The sequence below is a fragment of the Treponema sp. OMZ 805 genome, from assembly GCF_050937395.1.
In the GTDB taxonomy this organism is placed as follows: Bacteria; Spirochaetota; Spirochaetia; order Treponematales; family Treponemataceae; genus Treponema.
In genome coordinates this window covers 42,368-66,493 of the sequence record NZ_JACCLP010000013.1, presented here as the reverse complement: position 1 = coordinate 66,493, position 24,126 = coordinate 42,368, and the positions used below count along the sequence as shown (strand labels likewise).

Genomic DNA, 24,126 nt, shown 5'->3' with positions numbered 1-24,126 from the left:
TGGCGTAGCGACAACGCAGATGCCCGCATATTTTCAAAAGGCCTGATGCGTTTGCCCTGCGTACCTTACCACGAGCCGGAAGAACCGCCTCCGCCAAAGCTGCCTCCGCCTCCGCTGAAACCGCCGCCAAAGCCTCCACTGCCAAAACCTCCGCCGCGTCCTGAATAACCGCCTCTCCGTCCTGATGAAAGAAATAGCAACGGCCAGAATAAACCGCCTGGCATAAAACGGGAGCCGAATAGAAAGATAATAATCAGGAAAATGATGAGCGGCAGCGGAATAGAATCGTCATCCTGCCGGTCAGCCTCTTTTACAGCCTCGTTGATGAGGCTTTTGTCTTGGAGTGCAAGTCCTGCAAGATTTTTTACCCCTAAAAGAACACCTTTTCCGTATTCCTGCTGTTTAAAGTAAGGTGCGATGATTGAACGGATAATCCTGCTGCTTTGTGCATCGGTGATACGATCCTCGAGTCCGTATCCCACTTCGATGCGCAGCTTTCGGTCTTGTACAGCAATTACTAAGATAACACCGCTGTCCTTCCCTTTTTGCCCGATCTGCCATTTTTCCGCGACGCGGATGGAGTAATCTTCAAGGCTTTCCCCCTCCAACGAGGGAATGGTCAATACCGCTATCTGTAAATCGCTTTGGTGATCAATGCTATATAAATACGCATTTAATTCCTGTGACTCGCTTGCGCTGAATATATGTGCATAATCGTTGACCGGACCGTTCAGCGGCGGAACGTCAAGAGCAAACAGAAAGGCGCTTTGCACACAAAGGCAGGCAATAATGATAAACCGGAAAGGATATTTTGAAAATTTCATAGGTTCCCCTTTAATTTTACGATGCGGAGGATGAAAGGTGTCGAACACACCGCTTAATCATAGAGAATGGAAAGCCTTTCCGTTGAAGGGCGTTGTAGAGTTTTTGTTCGGTATAGCCCTTACGAATAAGGCTGCGTGCGGCGCCTTCACATACTGCTGCTTCGTCAACCTCCGAAAAAAAATCGTTGAGCGCTTGCTTTGCCGTGTCCGCAGCGATTCCGCGCTTACGCAGTTCCGAAAAGAGGCGTGCATACCCCTCTTTTTTTGAAAGGCTTCTCGTATGTAAATATGCACCGGCAAAGCGGGAATCGTCAAGCGTGCCTTCGGCGCGTAAATAATCCAACGCAGGCTGATATTCATTTTTTATATAGCCTTTTTTTTGCAATTTGATTGTCAGTTGATAAGAAGAATGTTCGGCGCGGTTAAGATAAGCAACAGCATGCTTTTCAGCTAAAAAACGCCGACCTGCCTGATAGAGATATTCTGTTTGGGATTCTGTAAGAGGGAGCGGAAGGTCATCTATCGTAAGCGGTTCATCAAAGTAACAAAACCGGCTTACGATAGAAATATCCCCGGAAAGTAGCAGTTTGACGGTATCCGAGGATGTATACTCCACCGCAATAAGGGTAGGATTAACGCTTGCTGAACTGGAAGCGTCGGCGAGCACCGCGTTGGCCATACTTTTTGCGTTCAACCATTCTGGAATCACGAGTTAATAAGCCATTCGCTTTAAGTGAACTGTGGTTAGAGGCATCTACCTGTGCAAGTGCACGTGCAATACCATGAGAACAAGCGCCTGCCTGTCCGTTTAAACCACCGCCATATACGGTAATGATGATATCATAGCGGGTATCGCTGCCGGTAACAAACAAAGGCCGTTTTGCCATTTGAACTTGCTCGGGAGTCGCAAAGTAGTCGTCCATATTCTTATTGTTGACGGTTACCGAACCCTTTCCTTCGCGGATATATACCCGCGCCACCGAGGTTTTTCTTCGTCCTGTTCCTATTCCGATATTTTTCACAACCATTCTCCTAAATTATAACGCTACCGCAACAGGATTTTGTGCCGCATGCGGATGTTCGCTACCTGCATAAATTTTTACGTTTTTAAGCAGTTTACGTCCGAGCGGGCCTTTGGGCAGCATACCTTTTACCGCGATATACAACGGTTCGGTCGGCTTTTTCCCGATAAGGGTGTTAAAATTGACGGATTTAAGCCCTCCGGGGAAACCGGTGTGATGATAATACATCTTATCCTTATCTTTATTCCCTGTAACGGCAACTTTATCGGCATTGATAACGATAATATAATCGCCTGATTCCTGATGGGGCGCATAGAGAGCCTTGTGCTTTCCTCGCGCCATTGCAGCAACTTTTGCAGCGACCCGTCCAAGCGGCTTTCCTGCAGCGTCGATAACATACCAGCTTCGCGGTATTTCGCGCTCTTTATAAAAAATTGTTTTCATCTTTTGTGTACCTTATATATTTTTATTGCAGATAATGTGGGTAGAGTACTATATCAAAAAATCAGCTATGCAGTCAACCCGCAGAACTTTATTCGTTTTTATTTTCTCCTGCTTTCATCGCCGCTTCTTCTTTTTTCGCATCCTGTTTGTCTTTAATGTCCGCAATACCGATGAACACAGCAATTAAGCCGACAAAGGCCGTAAAAATCGGTAAGCCGCCGCGCAAAAAGAGCAGGATATCTTTTCCCCAGCCGAGTCCGAAACCGGCAGTCTCCGGCGGAAGCGCTGCAAAGACTGTAAAGAGAATCATTGCTGCCCCAATAATAAGCGCAATCATACCAACCTCCTATTAAAGAATGACCCGTACACGATTCGAACGTGCGACCTGCTGCTTAGGAGGCAACCGCTCTATCCACCTGAGCTAACGGATCAAAAAATCATGCTGCCTATATCGGCATATCAACTATGCTTCTTAAACAGCCTGTATCTGAGTGAGTATAAAAAAAAAAGCGGCTTTTTACAAGCCCTCGCATTGTTACTTTTTTTGATGTTTTATAGGTTTTTTCTCCGAAAATTGACATTTAGCTCAAATCGCGGTACATTGATACAATGATTGCAGATAAAATAATTAAAGCCGTTTTCGGTTCACAGCACGAACGGGACATTAAAGCGCTCCTTCCCGTTCTTCATCAGATAAATGAAAAAGAAGCATGGGCGCTCGCTCTTGCTCCCGAAGATTTTAAGCAAAAGACTGCCGAGTTTAAGGAGCGGTTTGCAAAAGGCGAATCCCTCGATGCGTTTATTCCCGAAGCCTTTGCGCTTGCACGGGAAGCTGCGCGGCGTATTTTGCACGAGCGTATGTACGATGTACAGCTCTTAGGTTCGCTGGTTCTCCATTCGGGACGCATCGTCGAAATGAAGACCGGTGAAGGTAAAACCTTGATGAGTATCGCCGCTTCATATCTCAACAGCCTTTCCGGGAAGGGTGTACACATTGTAACCGTCAACGACTACCTTGCAGAACGCGACGCCGATTGGATGCGTCCCGTCTACGCATATCTCGGAGTCAGTGTCGGCGCAATCCTTTCCAACATGGATAACGCCGCGCGGAAGGCTGCCTACAATGCGGACATTACCTACGGTACCAATAACGAATTCGGTTTTGACTATCTGCGCGACAATATGCAACTTACAATAGAAGAAAAAGTGCAGCGCGGCTTTTCTTTCGCGGTTGTGGACGAAATAGACTCCATCCTTATCGACGAAGCGCGTACCCCGCTCATTATTTCCGGCGCTGCCGAGGATGACACCAAGCGATATTTTGATGTCGATAAGTTCGTCGATCAGCTTGAAGAGGTCAAGAAAAATCCCGAAACCGGCGAATATCCCAACGAGCTGGAAGGGGAAGAGATTATCGGCGACTACACGCTCGACGAAAAGAGCCGCCGTGTGTCCTTTACCGACTCCGGTATGTTGCACATTCAGGATATTCTGCAAAAACAGGGGCTGATTAACGGCAGTCTCTTTGAAGAAGAAAACTTTGAATATATCCACTACTTTACGCAGGCGGTACGCGCCCACATCCTCTATCACATCGATGTCGATTATGTTGTAAAAGAAGGGCAGGTGCAGATTGTTGATGAGTTCACAGGGCGTATTCTTGAAGGACGCCGCTATTCGGACGGCTTGCATCAGGCTATCGAAGCAAAGGAGCATATCCGCATTGCCCAACGCAACCGCACGATGGCAACCATCACCTTTCAGAACTTCTTCCGTATGTACGACAAGCTATCCGGTATGACCGGTACGGCGGACACCGAAGCGGTTGAATTCAACAAGATTTACTCGCTTGATGTTGTGGTTATCCCGACCAACTTGCCGGTTATCCGCAAGGACGAGCACGACGTGGTCTACCTAAACGAAGCGGAAAAATGGGAAGCGCTCTGTAACGAAATTGCCGAAGCGCATAAACGCGGACAGCCGGTACTGGTCGGTACGGTGTCTATCGAAAAATCGGAAAAGCTTTCGGCACTACTCACCCGAAAAGGTGTCCGGCACGAGGTATTGAACGCCAAGAACCACGCACGGGAAGCGCTCATCATCGCGGAAGCGGGCGCAAAAGGCTCGGTTACGATTGCAACAAACATGGCGGGACGCGGTACCGACATCAAGCTCGGCGGCAGTCCCGAATTTAGGGCACGCAGACGGGCAGGAACCGAAGCCGAGCCGGAAGTGTATCAAAAAATATACGACGAAGAATACAAGAAGTGGCAGGAAGACTACAAGGAAGTTAAATCGCTCGGCGGGTTGTATGTTATCGGTACCGAACGGCACGAAAGCCGCCGTATCGACAATCAGCTGCGCGGCCGTTCCGGACGGCAGGGCGATCCGGGGCGTTCAAAATTCTTCCTTTCCCTCGATGACGACCTGATGCGTCTGTTCGGCGGCGAAAACCTCAAGCGGGTGATGGCAAAGGTCGGTATGGAACCCGGCGAGCCGATTGAACACCCGTGGCTCAACAAGAGTATTGAAAAGGCGCAAACCAAGGTTGAAGAGCGCAACTTCGATATCCGTAAGCATCTCCTTGAATACGACGACGTGCTGAACGAGCAGCGCGGCTTTATCTATGAACAGCGTGATAAAATTTTGCAGGATGAGCGCCTCGTTGAGCGCATTTACACCACGATAGAAGAGTACCTCGATGATGCATTCGAGCAGTTCAAGCACGGTTCCCGCAAGGAAAAACCGGAAGAACTCAAGGAACTGCAAGCAAATCTCAAGGCAAAATTCGGCTACATCTTCAGTGATGAGGATACGAAGCTGGCTCAAGCTGGCGATACCGCCGCACTGCAACAGAAAATCTACGCCGCGCTCAAAGCAAATATCGAAGAAAAAATCGCGCTTGCCGGTAACGAAAACCTCAATATGTTCATTCGTTATCAGTATTTACAGGCGATAGACCGTAAATGGCTCGATCACTTGGAAAATCTGGAAGCCTTACGCGAAGCCGTCTATCTTCGTTCTTACGGTCAAAAAAACCCGCTTACGGAATACAAGCTTGAAGGTTTCGACATCTTCTACGCGATGCTCGACGAAATCCGCTTCTCCATTGCCTCCTTACTGGTATTGGTACGGATTAGCACCGAAGAACCCGCTTCGCGCACTCAGGGGCGCCGTATTCCGCAAGGCTCCGCGCACCACAGCTCCATGGCTTCTTTCCACCAGAGCAGCTCCCCGATGGGTTCCAGCAGCAAGCCGGAAAACGTCCAAGTAGTACGCACCGCGCCTAAAGTCGGCAGAAACGATCCCTGCCCCTGCGGCTCCGGTAAAAAATACAAGCACTGCTGCGGCAGGTAAGGCAGCTTAACCCGAACGGGGCTATCAAAAAAGATCCTTAAAATGCAACAGTTGAACAACGTGTGAACTTTGGAAACTGTTGCATTGATGCGCTTTTGTACTGGAATTACACAATACGGAATATTCCATCGCGGATATTGCCACACAGGCATCAATTCTAATGCTTAATACTTTCTTTTGCAGTTTCCACGAGCTTCAAGTAGGGAAGAGCGCGTTTTGCTAAAAATATTTTTGTGAGGCGAGTATAACACAAGATTGGAACGCTTGCCCTTTACAACATCCCTCAGGACTGTTACGGCACGGCATTGACATGTCATCTAGCACCTTATAGAATCATAGAAAGGAGTTTTGTATGAAAAAAATAGGACTTGGTATTTGTATCGGATTATGCTGTCTAAGTTTAACAGGCTGTATCGACATCGTCCAACATGTCACTCGTAAAAGTGACGGAACGGATCAAAACACCATCAGCATTACTGTCGCAAAAGCGATATTGGAGATGGCGGCAGCTATGCAGAATAATGCTCCTGTTAATTATGATGAGCTTTTTTCCGAATTCAGCACATCGGATATGAAAGAATATGAGCAATTCGGTGCAAAAATAACAAAGATAAATGATCAGGTCAATGTCGGATACCTTATCGATATAAATCTCAACTATAAAAATAAGGACATACTTAAAGCCATTAATGCAGAGGATATTGACTTTATACCGAAATATGCAAAAAAGAAAATGTCAATTTACGTCGGTTCGCTGCAAGGTGATGATTCCTCACAAACCGATAACGAAATGTTTCAATTGTTTTTAGCAGCCAGCAAATATCGGCTACTGGTCAGTAAATCCTGCATGCCTTCTATCAGTAAAGTTATTCTTAAAAGGTCAAAAAAAACTACAGAAGTAAGTTATCTTGATTTATACGATGAATATCTAATCGAGATACCGATTATGCATCTTTTAAAAGATAAGGTTACGATAGAGATTTATCAATAAACAGCATGTATAAAAAAACAGCCTATTAATCCAAACGGGTTAATAGGCTGTTTTCGTTAAATATGATAGACACCGTAAAAACCGAAATTTTTAGATGTCCGATACATCAGGCTTTTACGCCTAAAGATTATTTTTAAAGAACCATCATTCCTACAGTCAGAACGACAAGGTTGACGATAAACAGTACAGCAAGTATCTTACCGACAAACTTGAGCCATGTGCTGTATTGGATACGAGCACTTGCAAGACCACCCATAACAACACCGCTTGTGGGGGTAAAGAGGTTCAGGATACCGGATGCTGCAGAGAAAATCATAACCATAACAGCGGGGTTGTAGCCTAAGTTCTGCGCAAGCGGTCCCATAATCGGCATTGATACGGTTGCCAAACCGGAGGTTGATGGGATAACAAATGACAGCAAAGCATACAGGATGTATGAAAGCGGTGCAAATGCAAATGCCGGCAAACCTTCCAACGCTTGTGAAGCATGCTCAAGAACATACTTATCCAAACCGGTTTCACCCATCAATACGGAAGCGCCACGTGCAACAGCGATAACGAGAACAACGCCCATAATATCCTTTGCGCCTTCCATAAATGCGGAAACAATTTCATTTTCGGTAAATCTATTGATAAATGCAATAATCAAACCGATGATAAAGAACCACATACCCAATTCGCCGAACCACCATTCACCGATTGCAGCGCCTGTCAGGAAAGAAGACCAACCTTGGAATGCGGTAACATTGAACTTATCCCACGGAATAACGGAAATAATCATCACGAAGAAGCCGAACGCGAAGATAGCCATTGAAAGCTTCATTTTTCCGGTATATGCAACTTCGACATCCGTATCTTTTTTTGAAAATTCCTCATTCATGATTTCTTGTTCTTGTAAAGACAGGATCGTAGAACCCTTATCTTTCTTTACTTTCTTTGCATAAGACATGACAAATGCACATGCGATGATAAGAGAAGAAAGCCAAAGAACAATACCCAATGCAATAACAATACCGTTATTTACGCTGCTCTGAATACCAAGTTCTTCAAAGCTCTTGTTAACACTGTCAATAGCGATACCGGTTGCAAAGGGGTTTACCGTTGAACCGAGAACGCCGACACCCGCACCGAGCAATACCGTAGCAGCACCGACCACCGAATCAAAACCGGCGGCAACCATCGTTGCAGCAAGCAATCCATAGAATGCAACAGTCTCTTCAGCCATACCGTAAGTAGTACCGCCGATTGAGAACAACGTCATCAGAATCGGAATAAGGATAAGTTCATTGCCCTTTAATTTTTTTACAAGGTGAGTAATCCCTGCATTAAGAGCGCCGGTTTTCGTTACAATGCCCAAGAAACCGCCGAGTACCAATACGAAGAAACAAACGTCAAGCGCATTGGCAAATCCGTTGTATGACGCCATAACAATTGTTCCGAGCGTCGCACTTTGTACATCGGGAATAATCCATGTGATTACTGCCAAGACGAGCAGAATGATGTACAAAATAGAGAATGCAGAGAGAGAAGACCTCTTTTTTTTATCTTTTCCCATTTTTTTTCCTCCAATTTATTTAAAAACCGGTTTGCATGATATACAATCCTTATACGATGCAAGCTCCGGTTAGAAAGACAACGTCTTTTCAACCGGAATACCGGAAATAACCGGAAGCACTGCGGTAAATAACGTATATTTATCCGCAGTACCGTAAATTAGTTAGCGGTAATAACCGTACTGTTACCGCCTTTCAGCGCATTGCCCGCATTTGCCAGCGAGGTAATAACCGCTTGTCCTTCTTTGTGATTGCGGACAAACTGTAAACATGCTTCTACCTTTGGGAGCATGCTGCCCTTTGCAAAATGCCCTTCGGCAATGTATTTTTCCGCTTCGGCAATGTTCAGTTTGCTTAAAGCCTGCTGATTGGGTTTGTTAAAGTTGATACAAACCTGCTCTACCGCCGTTAAAATGACGAGCTTATCGGCTTTCACATCCGCTGCAAGCTTTGCACAGGATTTATCTTTGTCGATAACCGCATCAACGCCGTGTAAACCGTCTGCTTTTTGCAGAACCGGAATACCGCCGCCTCCGACGGTAATAACGATATGCCCTGCGGCAACCAACTCTTCGATAACGGGACGCTCGATAATCGCGACCGGCTGCGGCGACGGAACTACGCGGCGGTAGCCTCTGCCTGCATCCTCAACAAATGTTTGATCCGGTTTTTCAGCCTTAATTTTATCAGCCTGTTCTTTTGTATAGAACATACCGATGGGCTTACTGGGGTTTGTGAACGCAGGATCGTTTTCCGATACTAAAACCTGCGTGATAAGGCATACAACATCGCGCTTAACATTCCGACGTTTCAGTTCGTCGCCGATTGCCTGCTGCAAATGATAGCCGATGTATCCTTGGCTCATGGCTCCGCATTCGGCGAACGGCATTGCTGGAGTTCCCGCACTTCCGTTTGCTGCATAGTCCATCGCCAAATTGATCATACCGACCTGTGGTCCGTTACCGTGCCCGATAACGATCTCATAGCCGCTTTCCGCCAATGCGACAATCGATTTTGCCGTTTCTTTTACTAACGCAAGCTGCTCCTGCGGATTGTTTCCCAGTGCATTTCCGCCAAGCGCTACAACAATTCTTTCTTTTTTCATACTCGTAGTAACGCTCGCTTTATTTTAAGGTTGCATACATAACCGCTTTAATGGTATGCATGCGGTTTTCAGCCTGATCGAACACTTTTGACTGTACCGATTCAAAGACTTCGTTGCTTACTTCCATTTCAGGAATACCGAATTTTTCATTTACTTCGCGTCCGACTTTTGTGTTCAAATCGTGGAACGAGGGCAAGCAGTGCAGGAAGATAGCATTGTGGTTAGCCAGAGCCATCATCTTCTTGTTCACCTGATATTTACTCAACAACTTAATGCGGGATTCCCATACGCTGTCGGGTTCACCCATCGATACCCATATATCGGTGTACAATACGTCTGCATCTTTACAGCCTTTTTCTACATCATCGGTAAGGGTGATGGTTGCGCCGGTCTCTTTTGCAATCGCTTCAGCAGTCTTTACTAAGTCGGCTGCGGGGAACAGATCCTTGGGGCCGCATGCGGTAAAGTGCATACCCATCTTTGCGCAGACAATCATCAATGAATTGGCAACGTTATTGCGAGCATCGCCGACAAACGTCAGCTTGATACCTTTCAAATGACCGAAGTGCTCTTCAACGGTGAGTACGTCTGCGAGCATCTGAGTGGGATGGAATTCGTTGGTTAATCCGTTCCAAACCGGTACGCCTGCATATTTTGCCAGTTTTTCAACAATCTCTTGGCTGAATCCGCGATATTCGATACCGTCGTACATACGGCCTAAAACCCGTGCGGTATCTTCGATGCTTTCTTTATGTCCCATTTGGGAGCTTGCCGGATCAAGGAAGGTTGAACCCATACCTAAATCCATTGCGGCGACTTCAAAAGAACAGCGTGTGCGTGTTGAGGTTTTTTCAAACAGCAATACGATGTTTTTTCCTTTTAAGTGATCGTGCGGGGTATGTGTCATCTTCAACTTTTTTAATTCTTTTGAAAGATCCAACAAATACCTGATCTCTGCTGAGCTGAAATCCAATAACTTTAAGAAGCTGCGTCCTAAAAGATTCACACCCATAAAAACTCCTTGCTATTGTTATACATAGCGCTAAATTGATGCCTGCTCCCTTGCAGGCAGTAAAGAATAAGGGAAACGCCTCCAATACTTATTCGTACGAAGACGCTTCCCATTTCTGGAAAACGAGTGCAAAATTTTGAATAAAATTTCGCACAAAATGTATGATTTAGTTGTCGCGTACGAGCGGCATACTCATACAGCGGGGACCGCCGCGTCCGCGTGAAAGCTCGGCGCTCGGCATAGTCAAAACTTTCAGTCCGCGCTTTGCGAGAATCTCGTTGGTAACATCATTTCTTTCGTATACAACGATTGTTCCGGGAGCGATACACAGTGTGTTTGAACCGTCGTTCCACTGCTCACGCGCTGCAGCAATCTTGTCGCCGCCTGCACACTGAATCAGTTCTGCATGGCCGGTACCGGTGTACTGAGCAAGCGTTTTCTCGAGCGTCGTATCATTTTCTACGATCTTCAACTCGCCTTTCGTAGCGCCTTTGGTAATGGTGAATACGCGGAGCGGGCCGAGAATACCGGGATGGATTGTGAACTTGTCGTGATCGATCTGTGTAAAGACCGTATCCAAGTGCATAAATGCGCGGCTTACCGGAATATCAAACGCGAGGATCGTTTCAATCTTTGAATCGCTGTTAAAGAAAATCTTTTTTGCGATAATATCGATGGCATTTGCAGTTGTACGCTGGGAAATACCGATGGCTAAAACTTTTTCATTTATATTGAGGATATCGCCGCCTTCAATGTGGGGCGGATCATAGCGATCGTAGAACTTGGGTACTTTACCGGCATAATCGGGATGATGATTAAAGATATATTCGGCATAGATTGTTTCACGGTTACGAGTAACGGAGAACATTCTATTCAAGCTTACACCGTTTCCGATTGTAGCAAAAGGATCGCGGGTAAAATACAGGTTAGGCATAGGATTGACAACCATTGACGAATCGGAATCGGCAACGAAGTCTACCAACGAGGCATTACCTTTGATATTAAGTTCTTTAATATCAATACCTTCCATCGTTTTTAAAATCAGTTGTTTGTTATCTTTGATGTTGTTCAGCAGTTCGCGAATGCTTTCCTTGTGTTTTTCGGAATAAACATCGCTTTCGTTAATAAACTGCTCAATAAACTTTGTTCTAATTTCCGGTTTTTTAATTGCTTCTGCGGCAAGGTCTTCGAGGTACAGAACTTCGGCTCCGTTATCTCTCAAAATCTTGGCAAAGGCGTCGTGTTCTGCCTGAGCGACTTTTAAGAACGGAATGTCGTCAAACAGCAGTTCGCCTAAGGTGTCGGGAGTTAAATGAAGTAGTTCGGCACCAGGCCTATGAAGCAATACTTTACGCAGTGTTTTAATTTCACTGGTAACACTTAATACGGACATATAAGCCTCCTATAACTTATAGTGCAGGATGCGGTAACTATACCGCCCAAAGGCTGCTTCGCGTAAAAAAACACTATCAGCCGTGTCTCCCTGCAAAAGATAGAAATAATTATAACACAGTTTTTCTTAAATGCAAGCAAAATTTACAATAAAATTAGAGCAAATTCATAATTATAAATACTCTTGCACTAAGCCACGGAATTTTCTATACTGATATGAGCCTCTTACAATCGATAATTCCGGAGGTTTTTCCTAAATCAGAAACACAAAGGCATCTCTAAAAACGAAATCTTTTAGCGGTTCCTATAAGTGAGGTAATTATGAACGATATACGGTTATTATGGAAAGAAAGTATTGCACGCGCACTTACATCGATGCTGCCTGAAGGCGCCGAAGCCGTTACGGCGGAGCGAATTGCAATGGAAACGCCACCCGATCCGAATCTGGGCGATTTAGGTTTTCCGCTTTTTAGTTTTGCAAAAACATTGCGTTCCGCTCCTGCTAAAATAGCAACGGAACTGTTACCCAAGCTGCAAGCCGATGCTGCCCTCAAAGGAAAGGGAGAAGTGAAAGCGGTGGGGCCGTATATTAACGTCTTTTTGCCCAAGGGTGAAACGGCTGCTCAGATTCTCAACACCATTATTAGCGAGAATGAAAACTACGGAAAGACAACGACCCTTGCCGGTAAAAAAATCATGGTTGAGTTTTCAAGCCCTAACACCAATAAACCGCTACACCTCGGACACCTGCGTAATGACGCTATCGGCGAAAGCCTCTCCCGCATTCTCCAGTTCAGCGGAGCGGATGTATACAAAACCAACATCATCAACGACCGCGGCGTACACATCTGTAAATCGATGCTCGCGTATAAACTTTTCGGAAACGGTATCGATCCTGTAAAGGAAGGCATAAAACCCGATAAGTTTGTCGGCGATATGTATGTTCAGTTTCACAAATACAGCAAAGATCATCCCGAAGCCGAAGATGAAGCGCAGGAGATGCTGCGAAAATGGGAAGCGGGCGATCCTGAAACAATGAAGCTGTGGAAGACGATGAACGGCTGGGCGCTGCAGGGTATTGAACAAACATATAAACGCACGGGTGTCTCGTTCGATAAGCTTTTCTTTGAAAGCGATGTATTCCGCAAAGGTCGCGCTGAAATTATGGAAGGCTTAAAAAAAGGTATCTTCTACAAAGACGAGGACGGATCCATTTGGGTTGACCTTAAAGCACTCGGGTTTGAAAAGAAACTGTTACTGCGCGGAGACGGAACGTCGGTGTACATTACGCAAGATATCGGACTTGCAATAACCCGCCACGGTGAATGGCCGTTTGACAAGCTCATCTACGTCGTAGGTAATGAACAAATTTACCATTTTAAAGTACTCTTCTATATTATGAAGCTGCTTGGCTATGATTGGTATGCCGGTTTGTATCACCTCGCTTATGGTATGGTGAACTTGCCTGAAGGTAAAATGAAGAGCCGCGAAGGTACCGTTGTCGATGCGGACGATCTTATTACCGAACTTAAAAATAGCGCGTTAAAGGAGATCGCCTCCAAGGGACGCGAAGACGCGGTAGGAAATCCTGAAGAAGTCGCGGAAAAAGTCGCACTCGGTGCATTGCACTACTTCTTGCTTCAAGTAGACACGATAAAAGATATGCTGTTCAATGCTTCCGAATCTCTTTCGTTCAACGGCAACACCGGTCCCTATATCCAATACATGGGCGCCCGTATTTCTTCTATTTTACGCAAGGCTGATACTGAAGAAGGCAAAAAAGCGAAGGCAGGCGTTTGCAAGCCGGAACTGCTTAGCTCCGATATAGAATGGGAATTACTGAAAAAACTGGAAGAATTTCCCGCTCAAGTAGACAAGGCCGCCGCCCAGTATGCACCGATGCTGATAACAAGCTATCTTTACGACCTCTGCAAGCTGTTTAGCCGCTTCTATCATGACTGCCCCATCCTCAGTGCGGAAGATCCCGATGTTGCTGCAACCCGGCTTGCGCTTGCAAAAGCCGTATATATCGTACTGAAAAATGCAACAGGACTTGTGATTGTTCCCTTCCTTGAGGTTATGTAAGCGAGCAGCCTTTTAACAATTGTACGGGGAGCGGACAGCTGCGCAGATGCTCACGAAGCAGCTGCCGATTCCGGATACGAGGCAGATGAAAACCGGTTATTTAGCGGAACGGTCAAAACAGTTACAGCTGGCAGCGCTCTCCATCGCGCAGGGAATGCAAGCCGGAAGCTTCCGCAGTCATTTTCGCGGCAGAGGCATTGAGTTTGATGCACTGCGTGAATATGAAGCGGGGGATGATATCCGCAGTATCGACTGGAACTTGATGGCACGGAGCGGCAAAACCTTTGTGAAGCTCTACCGTGAAGAACGGGACTTGCGGCTTTTTTTGATTGCCGATGTTTCCGCTTCGATGGAAGCAGGCTGTACTATTGATTCACCGCAAGAAAAACTATTGGAAGCAGCAGCGCTGATCACCTTTGCAGCGGAACACTTACATAGCTATACGGGACTCCTCGCTTTTGACGGAAAGGTTGCGCGAATATTCCAGCTCCGGCGCGGAAGAGAGCCAAGCTTGCATATACTGAGCGCTCTGGAACGGATTGCCGTTTCGGGCGCTAAAAGCAAAGGAACCGCCCTAGCGCCTGCGCTTGAAGCGGCGGCAAAGCTGCTACGGCAGCGGGCGCTCGTTATTATTCTCTCCGATTTTAAAGTAGAAAATTTTGAAAAAGAGTTGGGTCTATTGGCGCGCCGTCATGACGTTGCAGCAATCCGTATCACAGCCCCTTATGATGAAGCGCTGCCCGCCGCAGGGATATTACGCTTTGCCGACCCCGAAACGGGGTTGGAGCGGCTATTACCGACCAATTCGCATCAGTTCCGGCAGGATCGTATCCGCCGTATAACCGAAGACACCCAACAATGGGAAAACACCTGTATACGCTGCGGAGCATATCCGCTCGTGCTACCATACGACGGCAATACGGTAAAGCTCTTAAATCAATTTTTTTTGACCGGCAAATACGGTGCTCACCCCTTTAGCCGATACCGGCCGCAAGCGGATACGGCATTATGAACGGGGTACTCATTCCTCAGCGTATCTTTGTCGGCGATACGGCGCAGTTTCTTTTCCCGTTGTCCGAAAAAGAATACAAATCTTTAACCGCGAGCGGCTTTACTGCTGCCGTACCTATTCCGCTTAAAGGCATGACGCAAAGCGACGTAATGACAATCAACGAAATCATGATTGTGAAACGGGAAACAGGGTACTACCTCGCCATTACATTCGTCCCATGGGAAACAGGCGAAATTGAGTTCCCCGCTCTTACTTTCTTACAATTACACCGTAAACTTCCGGCAATCTCCGTTTCTTCACTCTTAGGAACCGGCGAACGGGTAAGCCTTCAGCCGCCGAAGCCGCCGCTATTACCGCCGGGAACCGATTTTTTATTATACGGCGCGGCGATTATAAGTGTCGGGCTGCTTGCGGCGGTAGGTACCGGAGTATGGCTGCTGCTTCGTAAACTACGAAAAAAAACACTTGGCACGGCAAGAAAACGGCTGGCGGTACTGCGTAAGCAGCTAAAGCGATTATATAAAGCAGCACGGAAAATTCAAAAACACATGCCTCCGCTCGGTGCAGCTTTCGATACAAATCCGGTTTCTGCGGATATGAACTCGATTGCCGGCGAAGTTTCTCAAAATACGAAAAGCGCCATAGAAAGCTGGTATGCGGGCATTGATCGCTGCCTTCGCAACTATATATGGGCTTTGTATATGGACAATACCTGTGAAGCCCCAACAAAGGATGAAGCATATTTTTTAAGCGCGACATACACGGAGTTAACGAAAACCCTTACGGAACTATTTGCTCCAAAACGAAATATTGCCGATCTATTTTACATCTTTTATGCTATGCTGGAACAACAGCGCTTTGCAAGTACCCCCACTGATCTAATCCGCAACTATACTGCCGTTTCTCAGGATATGCTTAAACAAGTCCCGCGCATTGCCGAAAAAGCGGAAGCTGAATGCGCCCTACTCATCGAAATAATTCATAATTAAGAATTCATAGCTATAAATGCGCGCTCTGGACAGCCGCCCGTATTTCCAATACTATAGAGAACCTATGTATTCAATCGACCATATCCGCAATTTTTGTATTGTTGCTCATATCGATCACGGAAAGTCTACGCTTGCCGACCGTCTTATAGAAAAAGCAAAGGTTATCGACGAACGCTATTATCGGGCGCAGATGACCGATAACATGGACATTGAACGGGAGCGCGGCATCACTATCAAAAGCCAAGCGGTTACCATCCCGTACCGTGCCGCCGACGGGCAGGATTATCTTTTAAACTTTGTCGACACTCCCGGACACGTTGACTTTACGTATGAGGTCTCCCGCGCTATTGCATCCTGCGAGGGGGCAATTTTGATTGTAGATGCGACGCAGGGTGTGGAGTCTCAAACACTTTCCAATATGTACCTTGCGCTTGAGCATAACCTCGAAATTCTGCCGGTCATCAACAAGATCGATTTACCGGCGGCGGATATTCCGGCAGTGTCTGCTCAGATTGATCACGATTTAGGGCTTGATTCCGATATCGCCGTTGCGGTTTCGGCAAAGACCGGCAAAAATATCGATGCGCTTTTTGAAGCTATTGTAAAACACTTTCCGCCGCCGACCGGTTCTGCAGAAGCGCCCTTGCAGGCGCTCATCTTCGACTGCCACTACGACGCATACCGCGGCGTTATTATCCACCTGCGGGTGTTTGAAGGGACGGTAACGCCCGGAATGACCATCCGCTTTATGCACAGCAATGCGGAATACCGTGTAGAAGAAACCGGTGTTTTTATCCTTGACCTTGTGCAGCGGGATTCTCTCCGTGCCGGAGAAGTCGGCTACATTATCGCGGGGATTAAAACAGTCTCCGATGTGCAAGTCGGCGACACGATCACCGATGCGGCACGCCCCTGTGCGGAACCCCGTGCAGGGTTTAAAGCGGTTAAGCCCGTAGTGTTTTCTTCCGTGTATCCCGTCGACACCAACGACTACGAACAGCTGCGCGATGCCTTTGACAAGCTCAAGCTCAATGACGCAAGCCTCACCTACGAAAAAGACTCTTCCGTTGCGCTTGGGCACGGGTTCCGCTGCGGCTTTTTGGGGCTGCTCCATCTGGAGATTGTGCAAGAGCGACTTGAACGGGAATTCGACCAAGCGGTTATCTTTACCGCGCCGTCCGTGCAGTATCGCATCCATCTGCGGAACGGAGAAACGATGATCTGCGACAACCCCGCCGAATACCCCGACGAAGGTAAGATCGCTTCTGCGGATGAGCCGTATATCAAAGCGAATATCATCACCCCGACGGAATACCTCGGTAATATCATCTCCCTCTGCATCGAAAAACGCGGCGTGCAGACCAATATGAACTACCTTGACCAAAAACGGGTAGAGGTTACGTATGAAATGCCGCTTGCGGAAGTACTGTTTGAATTTTACGACCGGCTTAAAAGCATCAGCCGCGGCTACGCGTCGTTTGAATATGAAGTAATCGAAATGCGCCCGACGGAGCTGGTTAAAATTGATATTCTGCTGAACGGCAAACCGGTGGACGCACTTGCGCAGCTTTCGTATAAACCCAACGCCTACAACAAGGCGCGCCACGTGTGCGAGCAGCTAAAGGAAGAAATTACGCGCCAGCAGTTCAAAATCGCTATTCAAGGCGCAATCGGCAGCCAAGTTATCGCACGGGAAACGGTTAATCCGGTGCGCAAGGACGTGCTGGCAAAGTGCTACGGCGGCGACATTACCCGCAAACGCAAGCTCCTTGAAAAGCAGAAAGAGGGAAAGAAGCGCATGAAGATGGTCGGCGATGTGGAGCTGCCGCAGTCTGCCTTCCTTTCGGTACTCAAAACCAAGAGCGAATAGCGGTTTGAGCCTATCCTTCGATAACCTGTATCTCAAATTCCAGCTGAGGCATACACTCCGCCAAATCGCTTTGAATCCGCTTAAGCGCTTCCACACGCATTTCTACGGAAGTATCGGCATTCCCTGTGATAATAAAGATTGCGTTTTTTGTTCCGTCGTCAAATTTATAATCTTCCCCGTCGCGGACACCAAGCCATGCAATAATACCTTTAGAGTCGCGGTATACGTAATCGGTTTCGGCAACATGCTTCTCAGTCGATGAAATCGGAAGAAAAACCCCCGCTTCCTTATTGACGGTAAATTCTATCTGCCCGTCTATCTTATCAAGATCGTGCCCGCCAATCGCTAAAAGCGAATGTAATGATTCGACGTTGTAGATATCGATAACACTATTGATGTGCGGCATAGAACCGCGGCGCTGAATGTTCCGAATAAATGCGGGAACAGTCGGCGGATACTTTTTGATACTGCGCCCGACGCTTTGCAGCAAATCGGCATAGCCTTGAGTAATCGGATTATGCAAAACCTCATCAACATCGCACTGTAATGCCCAATCTTCCATCTTTTTTTGCTTTTTTAAGAATGAATCGGATAATTTCGCGTGCGGATCGATATTTTTTGCAACGCCAATCACAACACTTGTAATCCCGAGTTCAACGATACTTTTATCGATAATACATTTCATAGCAGCATGCCTCCGAATTCTTATATTAGACCTATTCGATAACTGCGTTTTCGAACAGGTTTATTGTATATAATTCCTATTTCTAATTATACCTTCGTTAGTAATTTTTTAAAAGCCTATGCAAAATTTACGCAAAATTTGCGCTGTCATTTCTTTATAACTGTGGTATAATGGTCTTTACTATTTAGAAACTCTAAAACCTAAAATTTTTAGAGGGTTTCTTTAATTATTTTTGATGGATAAAATAATGTGTATGGCAATAAAACCGTTGAAACCGTTAAAACTTGATCTATCCGATCTTGACGAAAAAATGACGCTCGCAGTTGCAGAACTGAGAAAAAGCTATCCGCTTAGAATTAGCGAAGACGGTATTCCCGTTATGTTCAAAAAAGTGAAGAACTCCGAAATTTCCACAACTTTTAGAAACGGCGTGTGCGAAATTGAAGCGGATTCTGCGCCGCATTTTTATTTTGCGTTGTCGATGTTGTTGCTTAAAAGTCAAACAATTGAAGATTCTCTGCTCTACTCAAGGCGGGATGCCCAGCGTTTATTGGAATTCCGCATGGATCATGTTTTTACAAAAAACGGCTTAATGCTCGATCTTTCCCGTAATGCTGTTGCACATATCGATATGCTAAAACAGCTTATTCGCGAAATGGCCTTTATGGGACATTCGTGGTTTATGCTGTATATGGAAGATGTGTACGAAGTTGAAGGCGCTCCTTACTTTGGTGCATTACGCGGACGGTATTCCATCAAAGATTTGCAGGAGCTCGACCGCTATGCGCAGATTTTCGGCGTACAGTTGGTTCCGTGCATCCAGACGCTTGCTCACATGGATCAATATTTTATGTGGGAGGCGATAGAATACAAGTATAAAGATATCGATAACATCTTTAATATTGCTAATGCTGAAGTCCGGGTACTGCTTACACGGATGATTGCGTCGTTACGCAAAGCATTTTCTTCGGATATTATCCATATCGGAATGGACGAAGCCCATAATCTGGGACGTGGGCGCTATTTGGATGAAAACGGACTCAAACAAAAGAGGAATATTATGGAGGAGCATCTTGCTTTTATGAAAAACCTCTGCAAAACATACGGCTTTAAGCCTATCGTTTGGGATGATATGTTCTTTGGCCGCTATTCCAATAACAAAGAAAATACTGAGCCGATTATCCCCCATCAGGTAGGATTAATGTACTGGGATTACTATAGCTGCTTGACCAAGCATTACCGAAAACACCTGCAAGTATGCCGAGCGCTTACGAAAAAGACCATGTTTGCCGGCGGAGCATGGCGCTGGACGGGATATATACCGCATCATAAGAAAACCCTTGAAACAACACTTGCTGCTATTGAAGCTTGCCGAAAGGAAAAAGTCAAAGAAGTCATCGTTACTTCATGGGGTGATGACGGCAGCGAGGCTCCGCTCTATACCTGTATGTTCGGTTTGGTGCTCTTCGCCTATCTTGACTGTCATCCCAAATATCAAGAAGCGGGATTTGCGCAGTATCTAAGGCTCTATACCGGTATGGGGCTTGACGAATGGATGCGACAGGGAGAGCCGGATTTGTTTGAAGGAACAACCGGTAACGATTATGATATAACGCCGTCGAAGTATCTGTTATATCAAGACCCGCTCGGTTCAAAATTTCTGTATTATATACGGACGTTGACAACTGATATGGATGCCGTCTATAAAAAACTGGAGCAAGCCTTTACCGAGGATGCAGCCAATACGGATAATCCTCTTCAGCGCAGCATTGCCGAATTTTATGCATTGATGATGAAGACGCTTTACTATAAGTGGAGACTCCCCTTGGATATTTGGGAGGCCTATAAAAAAGCGGATAAAAGAGCATTGCAGGCATTGATCGAAAAGAAGATACAACCGCTCAAAATGGCATTAGCCACAATGGCGAAGGCACGGCGGCGGGTATGGATGGAAGAATGCCGCGGGTTCGGTTCAGAGGTGTTGGATCATCGCTTCGGGGCAATGTTGATGCGGCTGGAAGTTACGCAGGAATTACTAGCCGATTATATACAGGGTAAGATTACGCACATTGATGAACTTGAAGAAGAACGGCTCGATCCATGCCCCGAAGCGAATAAAACACTTGAACCGCAAGCGGTACGCTATAACCGTGCCTTACGCATTATGACCGCCTGCCGAGAAACGTGGTAAGGCAAAAAGGAGTGTAAAATAAAAGCCGTACAAATGGCACGGCTTTTATTTACTCAAGTTTGCTCAAACGCAAACTTGTATATCATCTGCACGTTCTCACTTCGTTGTGAACGTGCGTAAAAAGTCAATCGAAAGTTGATACTTTCTTCTTGACTTTTTATGGGAGATAAAGACGATGCAAACTACGTATCAGACAATGAGCGATGGCGCTTCCCTCGCCGTTTATACATGGCTTCCTGAACAACATCCGAAGGCGGTGCTGCATATCGTGCACGGGATGGCGGAGCACGCTCTCCGGTATGATGATTTTGCACAGGCAGCGTGCAAAAAAGGTTTTGCCGTAGTTGCATCCGACCACCGCGGTCACGGAAAGACCGGTGCAAAGAGCGGCTTAATGGGGTACCTTGCCGACGGAGACGGGTTCGGACGTGTTGTCGAAGATCAAAAAGAAATCAATGCGGAGATACAAAAACAGTATCCTGCACTTCCAAATGTCATCGTCGGGCATTCGTTCGGCTCCTTTGTAACGCAGGAATACATCGAACGGTACGGTACAACGGTAAAGGCGGCCGTTCTCATCGGTTCTGCAGGTCCTAACCCCAGCGTATCTGTTGCCTCGCTGCTTGCAAGCCTTACCTGCGCATTCAAAGGGAGAAAATCCGTTGCCAAGTTTATGAATGCATTAGTTTTCGGTTCGTATAACAACAGAATCAAAAATCCGCACACAGCCTTTGACTGGCTTTCGAGGGATGAAAACGAAGTAAAAAAATATATCGATGATGAATACTGCGGATTTGTCTGTACTGCAGGTTTCTTTCAGGATTTTATGCGCGGTTTAAAAAGGCTCCATACGCAAGAAGCTTTAAAAGGTATACCAACTGATTTACCTATTCTCATTACCGCCGGTTCGGAAGACCCCGTTTCCAACGGAGGCAAAATGCTGAAAACCCTTTATCGTATCTATCAGAATATCGGGATACGGGATGTAACGTTAAAACTATACGAAAACGCCCGACACGAAATCTTAAATGAGACAAATAAAGAAGAAGTAAAAGCCGATATCTTGGGATGGATAGAAAACAGGCTATAACCTGCTTTTAAGGAAAAGATTACAATAAAATAGCGGGATGAAATGGAATGGCGCTTTAGTAAAAAAGATGCACTCTTCTTTAGTGAATTTGCAGCGGTAACCGCTTTTTTATTACTTCCTCCGCTGTTTTCAGCGGTACCGTTTACCCTTCCGCCTAAGCCGACCGGACTATATGCGCAGAGCGTTTTTTGCTGTTACACGATATGCGCAGCTGTGTATGAAGAAATACTATACCGGCTCTATACTCCGAATCGGCTGCATCGCATTTACACTCATTATGTCGAACCGCGCTTGCAAAAAAATTCGCCCGCAGCAAAATGCTCTGCACGTTTACCGCTTTCGTCTTTCTCTTATATATGCAGCGAGAATAACATCGCGTCGTTTTTTGAATTGTGCTTCACCGAATTTTCCGCCCTCTTGCTCTTCACACTGGCACACCGTTACCTCGGACTCTCTTCCATGCTCTTTGCCGCAGGAGCCGGAATCGTATTCCGCATTGCCTATCTCAAGCTCAAACAGGTGACTCATCCCGCGGCGAGTATCGCACTAGTAGCCGCAGTCCACGGCCTTTGGAATATCGGGGTGTATTATTATCTGTGGGGTCACAGCGCTGCAGCTTAACTTTCCGCCGTAGATTTATTCCTTACAATCACCCCGTATCTGTTATCTGTATAACTGCAAATTAGGTTATAAGCTCATTTCGTCATTTTGATCATATCGTTCTCCTATAGCACATTGTATCGATATAGTATACCATAATTGCAGCGGTGGAGAAGAGTAAATGAACGTATATGATTTGATTGCAGACCATTACAGCGAACTTTTCCCAGTTGAGGCGGAAAAGCTTGATTTTATCCAACACCTTTGTCCGTTGCCGGGCAGATTGTGTGATGCCGGTTGTGCAACCGGCGATCTGGCGTTGGGATTACATCAACGCGGATACGATATATACGGACTTGACTTAAATGCAAAGATGATCGGAATTGCCGAACAAAAAGCTGCCCATACGTTCGGTATCCGCACATCAGGAGAATTGGCATTCCATCGAGCGAACATCGCCGATATTCTGCAATTCGGTACCTGTAACGGCGTACTGTGTTTCGGCAATACGCTCCCGCATTTACCTGATGAAGCAGCGCTTCGCCGTTTTTTCAGTTCCGTGTATCAGTCGTTACAGGGGTACGGTATTTTTATTGTTGAAGTTCTCAATTACGACCGCATCCTTGCTGAGAAAAAAATGAACTTTAAGGATAAAGAAACGGACGCCTTTATTTTTAAGCGGCGCTATGATTTTTTACCGGACGGGAATATCAAGTTTACTATAGAATTTACCGACAAGACGCACGATACTATAGATTCAGACTTTACGGTGCTGCATCCGCTGCAACGGCAAACACTTTTAACCTTATTTGAACAGACGGGATTCCAGTCCGCTGCCGCCTATTCGGACTACAGTTTTAACGAAAGCCGTGCAGAGGATTACGCTGTAGTATATGTTGCAAAAAAATGTATTTTGAAGGATGCGTAGCAAATTTTCCCGATCTTTTATAGATGTCATATTCTCATTTTGATCAGGAGCAACTTATGCGAACCGTAAAAACCTTTTGTATGTCCCTCATTTTTTTTGCACTTATTGTGATAAACGGTATATCCGCAGAAAGTACCAAAGATTATAAAGTGCTGATCGGTATGTCGCCCGACAAGGCGGTACAGCTTAAAGGAATTAAGACGCTGGTAATTGATGCGGAATTTTTTTCTCAAGAAGATATTGCACAGCTTCACAAAAACGGAAACACGTATATCTTTTCTTATTTAAATATCGGCTCTATCGAAACATTCCGCGATGATTACGCAGCATTTACAGATACGGCGTTAGGACACTACGAAAATTGGGATGAAGAAAAATGGGTAAATGTTGCGGATAAAAAATGGCAGAACAGAATAAAAAATAAGGCGCAGCTTTTGTCTCAAAAAGGCATAGACGGTTTTTTTCTTGATAACGCTGACGTGTATTATCATTATCACACACCCGAAATATATCAGGGACTGATAGCTCTCTTGCATACAATACATACGGAGCATAAACCCATTATCATTAACGGCGGCGATACGTTTATAACCGAAGCGATGCGGCAAGATTCCATTAAAGTGATGGTACACGGGGTTAATCAAGAAAGCGTCTTTACCGAAATACATTTTAAGAATAATACATTCGGAGCAAAGTCTGCAGAAGATAGAGAGTATTTTTTGGAATATCTGGCTCAATGTAAAAGGTATGGCCTCGCCGTCTATATACTCGAATACGGCGCAACGAAAAAGCTGACAAAAGAAATAAAAGCATATTGCGAACGCAACGGATTTACCTACGACATATCCCCTTCATTACAACTCGATAAGCTATTTTGAGGTTAGACAAATGGCATAACATATCAAAACCGCCCGCTATCCATGGCGGTTCGGAAAGTCTTGACCTCTAATCGAAAGACTGCTTGTCTAACAGCTCA

21 protein-coding genes and 1 tRNA gene are annotated in these 24,126 nt (G+C 45.9%); 11 read left to right on the top strand and 11 right to left on the bottom strand.

Features of this window, described 5'->3' with window-relative positions; all coding sequences use genetic code 11:
• Window positions 1-65: 65 nt before the first annotated feature.
• The 6 genes from HGH47_RS10210 to HGH47_RS10185 all read right to left on the bottom strand — a co-directional run bounded on the left by HGH47_RS10210 (window position 66) and on the right by HGH47_RS10185 (window position 2,721).
• Window positions 66-824 (bottom strand): TPM domain-containing protein, encoded by a 759-nt coding sequence (locus HGH47_RS10210; protein ID WP_212565949.1) that lies wholly within the window; start codon window positions 822-824, stop codon window positions 66-68.
• Between the two features lie 16 nt (window positions 825-840).
• The gene (locus HGH47_RS10205) at window positions 841-1,503 is read right to left on the bottom strand and encodes a regulatory protein RecX (protein WP_212565948.1); all 663 of its coding nucleotides are present in this window, start codon (window positions 1,501-1,503) and stop codon (window positions 841-843) included.
• Window positions 1,457-1,846, bottom strand: a complete 390-nt coding sequence (gene rpsI, locus HGH47_RS10200; RefSeq protein WP_044017141.1) for a 30S ribosomal protein S9 — start codon at window positions 1,844-1,846, stop codon at window positions 1,457-1,459. Before rpsI ends, HGH47_RS10205 begins: the two co-directional genes overlap by 47 nt.
• Window positions 1,847-1,861: 15 nt before the next feature.
• On the bottom strand, window positions 1,862-2,290 hold the full coding sequence (gene rplM, locus HGH47_RS10195; protein WP_212565947.1) for a 50S ribosomal protein L13: 429 nt from the start codon (window positions 2,288-2,290) through the stop codon (window positions 1,862-1,864).
• An 88-nt stretch (window positions 2,291-2,378) separates the two neighbouring features.
• Window positions 2,379-2,627 carry a hypothetical protein gene (locus HGH47_RS10190; RefSeq protein WP_212565946.1) on the bottom strand — a complete coding sequence of 83 codons (249 nt, stop codon included), beginning with the start codon at window positions 2,625-2,627 and terminating at the stop codon, window positions 2,379-2,381.
• Between the two features lie 20 nt (window positions 2,628-2,647).
• Window positions 2,648-2,721, bottom strand: a tRNA-Arg gene (locus HGH47_RS10185).
• A 178-nt stretch (window positions 2,722-2,899) separates the two neighbouring features.
• Here HGH47_RS10185 and secA point away from each other — a divergent pair.
• Both secA and HGH47_RS10175 read left to right on the top strand, forming a co-directional pair.
• A complete protein-coding gene (gene secA, locus HGH47_RS10180) occupies window positions 2,900-5,647 on the top strand; it encodes a preprotein translocase subunit SecA (protein ID WP_230974552.1) in 2,748 nt (915 codons plus the stop codon).
• A gap of 352 nt (window positions 5,648-5,999) precedes the next feature.
• On the top strand, window positions 6,000-6,638 hold the full coding sequence (locus tag HGH47_RS10175; protein WP_253676147.1) for a hypothetical protein: 639 nt from the start codon (window positions 6,000-6,002) through the stop codon (window positions 6,636-6,638).
• A gap of 133 nt (window positions 6,639-6,771) precedes the next feature.
• Here HGH47_RS10175 and HGH47_RS10170 read toward each other — a convergent pair whose 3' ends face one another.
• From HGH47_RS10170 to arcA, 4 genes are all read right to left on the bottom strand, one after another.
• On the bottom strand, window positions 6,772-8,193 hold the full coding sequence (locus HGH47_RS10170) for a YfcC family protein (RefSeq protein ID WP_212565944.1): 1,422 nt from the start codon (window positions 8,191-8,193) through the stop codon (window positions 6,772-6,774).
• A 158-nt stretch (window positions 8,194-8,351) separates the two neighbouring features.
• Window positions 8,352-9,296 (bottom strand): carbamate kinase, encoded by a 945-nt coding sequence (arcC, locus tag HGH47_RS10165; protein WP_212565943.1) that lies wholly within the window; start codon window positions 9,294-9,296, stop codon window positions 8,352-8,354.
• Window positions 9,297-9,315: 19 nt separating this feature from the next.
• Window positions 9,316-10,308 (bottom strand): ornithine carbamoyltransferase, encoded by a 993-nt coding sequence (gene argF / locus HGH47_RS10160; protein ID WP_212565942.1) that lies wholly within the window; start codon window positions 10,306-10,308, stop codon window positions 9,316-9,318.
• 166 nt (window positions 10,309-10,474) lie between these two features.
• Window positions 10,475-11,701, bottom strand: coding sequence for an arginine deiminase (arcA, locus tag HGH47_RS10155; protein WP_212565941.1), 1,227 nt, complete (start codon window positions 11,699-11,701; stop codon window positions 10,475-10,477).
• A 320-nt stretch (window positions 11,702-12,021) separates the two neighbouring features.
• Here arcA and argS point away from each other — a divergent pair, with 320 nt between their 5' ends.
• The 4 genes from argS to lepA all read left to right on the top strand — a co-directional run bounded on the left by argS (window position 12,022) and on the right by lepA (window position 17,656).
• A complete protein-coding gene (argS, locus tag HGH47_RS10150; RefSeq protein WP_212565940.1) occupies window positions 12,022-13,785 on the top strand; it encodes an arginine--tRNA ligase in 1,764 nt (587 codons plus the stop codon).
• 85 nt (window positions 13,786-13,870) lie between these two features.
• Window positions 13,871-14,797, top strand: a complete 927-nt coding sequence (locus HGH47_RS10145) for a DUF58 domain-containing protein (RefSeq protein WP_212565939.1) — start codon at window positions 13,871-13,873, stop codon at window positions 14,795-14,797.
• Window positions 14,794-15,786, top strand: coding sequence for a hypothetical protein (locus tag HGH47_RS10140; protein WP_212565938.1), 993 nt, complete (start codon window positions 14,794-14,796; stop codon window positions 15,784-15,786). The genes HGH47_RS10145 and HGH47_RS10140 overlap by 4 nt, the downstream gene beginning before the upstream one ends.
• A gap of 64 nt (window positions 15,787-15,850) precedes the next feature.
• Window positions 15,851-17,656, top strand: coding sequence for a translation elongation factor 4 (gene lepA / locus HGH47_RS10135; protein ID WP_212565937.1), 1,806 nt, complete (start codon window positions 15,851-15,853; stop codon window positions 17,654-17,656).
• A 10-nt stretch (window positions 17,657-17,666) separates the two neighbouring features.
• On the opposite strand, the gene HGH47_RS10130 is transcribed toward lepA, so the two are convergent.
• Window positions 17,667-18,341, bottom strand: coding sequence for a B3/B4 domain-containing protein (locus HGH47_RS10130; protein ID WP_212565936.1), 675 nt, complete (start codon window positions 18,339-18,341; stop codon window positions 17,667-17,669).
• Between the two features lie 253 nt (window positions 18,342-18,594).
• Here HGH47_RS10130 and HGH47_RS10125 point away from each other — a divergent pair, with 253 nt between their 5' ends.
• The 5 genes from HGH47_RS10125 (at window position 18,595) to HGH47_RS10105 (ending at window position 24,028) form a co-directional block, all read left to right on the top strand.
• Window positions 18,595-20,532 (top strand): beta-N-acetylhexosaminidase, encoded by a 1,938-nt coding sequence (locus HGH47_RS10125; protein WP_432912169.1) that lies wholly within the window; start codon window positions 18,595-18,597, stop codon window positions 20,530-20,532.
• A 175-nt stretch (window positions 20,533-20,707) separates the two neighbouring features.
• The gene (locus HGH47_RS10120) at window positions 20,708-21,622 is read left to right on the top strand and encodes an alpha/beta hydrolase (protein WP_212565935.1); all 915 of its coding nucleotides are present in this window, start codon (window positions 20,708-20,710) and stop codon (window positions 21,620-21,622) included.
• A gap of 42 nt (window positions 21,623-21,664) precedes the next feature.
• Entirely contained in the window at window positions 21,665-22,243 is a 579-nt protein-coding gene (locus HGH47_RS10115) for a CPBP family intramembrane glutamic endopeptidase (protein ID WP_212565934.1), read from the top strand.
• A gap of 160 nt (window positions 22,244-22,403) precedes the next feature.
• Complete coding sequence (locus HGH47_RS10110; protein WP_432912164.1) at window positions 22,404-23,150, top strand: class I SAM-dependent methyltransferase; 747 nt, start codon at window positions 22,404-22,406, stop codon at window positions 23,148-23,150.
• Window positions 23,151-23,206: 56 nt separating this feature from the next.
• Complete coding sequence (locus HGH47_RS10105) at window positions 23,207-24,028, top strand: endo alpha-1,4 polygalactosaminidase (RefSeq protein WP_212565932.1); 822 nt, start codon at window positions 23,207-23,209, stop codon at window positions 24,026-24,028.
• The last annotated feature ends 98 nt before the right edge of the window (window positions 24,029-24,126 follow it).

Coding starts and splice junctions, on each gene's coding strand:
- argF (WP_212565942.1), bottom strand. CDS start 10,308: ATGGGTGTGAATCTTTTAGGACGCAGCTTCTTAAAGTTATTGGATTTC.
- HGH47_RS10130 (WP_212565936.1), bottom strand. CDS start 18,341: ATGAAATGTATTATCGATAAAAGTATCGTTGAACTCGGGATTACAAGT.
- HGH47_RS10110 (WP_432912164.1), top strand. CDS start 22,404: ATGAACGTATATGATTTGATTGCAGACCATTACAGCGAACTTTTCCCA.
- HGH47_RS10140 (WP_212565938.1), top strand. CDS start 14,794: ATGAACGGGGTACTCATTCCTCAGCGTATCTTTGTCGGCGATACGGCG.
- HGH47_RS10205 (WP_212565948.1), bottom strand. CDS start 1,503: ATGGCCAACGCGGTGCTCGCCGACGCTTCCAGTTCAGCAAGCGTTAAT.
- lepA (WP_212565937.1), top strand. CDS start 15,851: ATGTATTCAATCGACCATATCCGCAATTTTTGTATTGTTGCTCATATC.
- HGH47_RS10170 (WP_212565944.1), bottom strand. CDS start 8,193: ATGGGAAAAGATAAAAAAAAGAGGTCTTCTCTCTCTGCATTCTCTATT.
- argS (WP_212565940.1), top strand. CDS start 12,022: ATGAACGATATACGGTTATTATGGAAAGAAAGTATTGCACGCGCACTT.
- arcC (WP_212565943.1), bottom strand. CDS start 9,296: ATGAAAAAAGAAAGAATTGTTGTAGCGCTTGGCGGAAATGCACTGGGA.
- arcA (WP_212565941.1), bottom strand. CDS start 11,701: ATGTCCGTATTAAGTGTTACCAGTGAAATTAAAACACTGCGTAAAGTA.
- HGH47_RS10210 (WP_212565949.1), bottom strand. CDS start 824: ATGAAATTTTCAAAATATCCTTTCCGGTTTATCATTATTGCCTGCCTT.
- HGH47_RS10125 (WP_432912169.1), top strand. CDS start 18,595: ATGGCAATAAAACCGTTGAAACCGTTAAAACTTGATCTATCCGATCTT.
- HGH47_RS10115 (WP_212565934.1), top strand. CDS start 21,665: ATGGAATGGCGCTTTAGTAAAAAAGATGCACTCTTCTTTAGTGAATTT.
- HGH47_RS10190 (WP_212565946.1), bottom strand. CDS start 2,627: ATGATTGCGCTTATTATTGGGGCAGCAATGATTCTCTTTACAGTCTTT.
- HGH47_RS10145 (WP_212565939.1), top strand. CDS start 13,871: ATGAAAACCGGTTATTTAGCGGAACGGTCAAAACAGTTACAGCTGGCA.
- HGH47_RS10120 (WP_212565935.1), top strand. CDS start 20,708: ATGCAAACTACGTATCAGACAATGAGCGATGGCGCTTCCCTCGCCGTT.
- HGH47_RS10105 (WP_212565932.1), top strand. CDS start 23,207: ATGCGAACCGTAAAAACCTTTTGTATGTCCCTCATTTTTTTTGCACTT.
- secA (WP_230974552.1), top strand. CDS start 2,900: ATGATTGCAGATAAAATAATTAAAGCCGTTTTCGGTTCACAGCACGAA.
- HGH47_RS10175 (WP_253676147.1), top strand. CDS start 6,000: ATGAAAAAAATAGGACTTGGTATTTGTATCGGATTATGCTGTCTAAGT.
- rplM (WP_212565947.1), bottom strand. CDS start 2,290: ATGAAAACAATTTTTTATAAAGAGCGCGAAATACCGCGAAGCTGGTAT.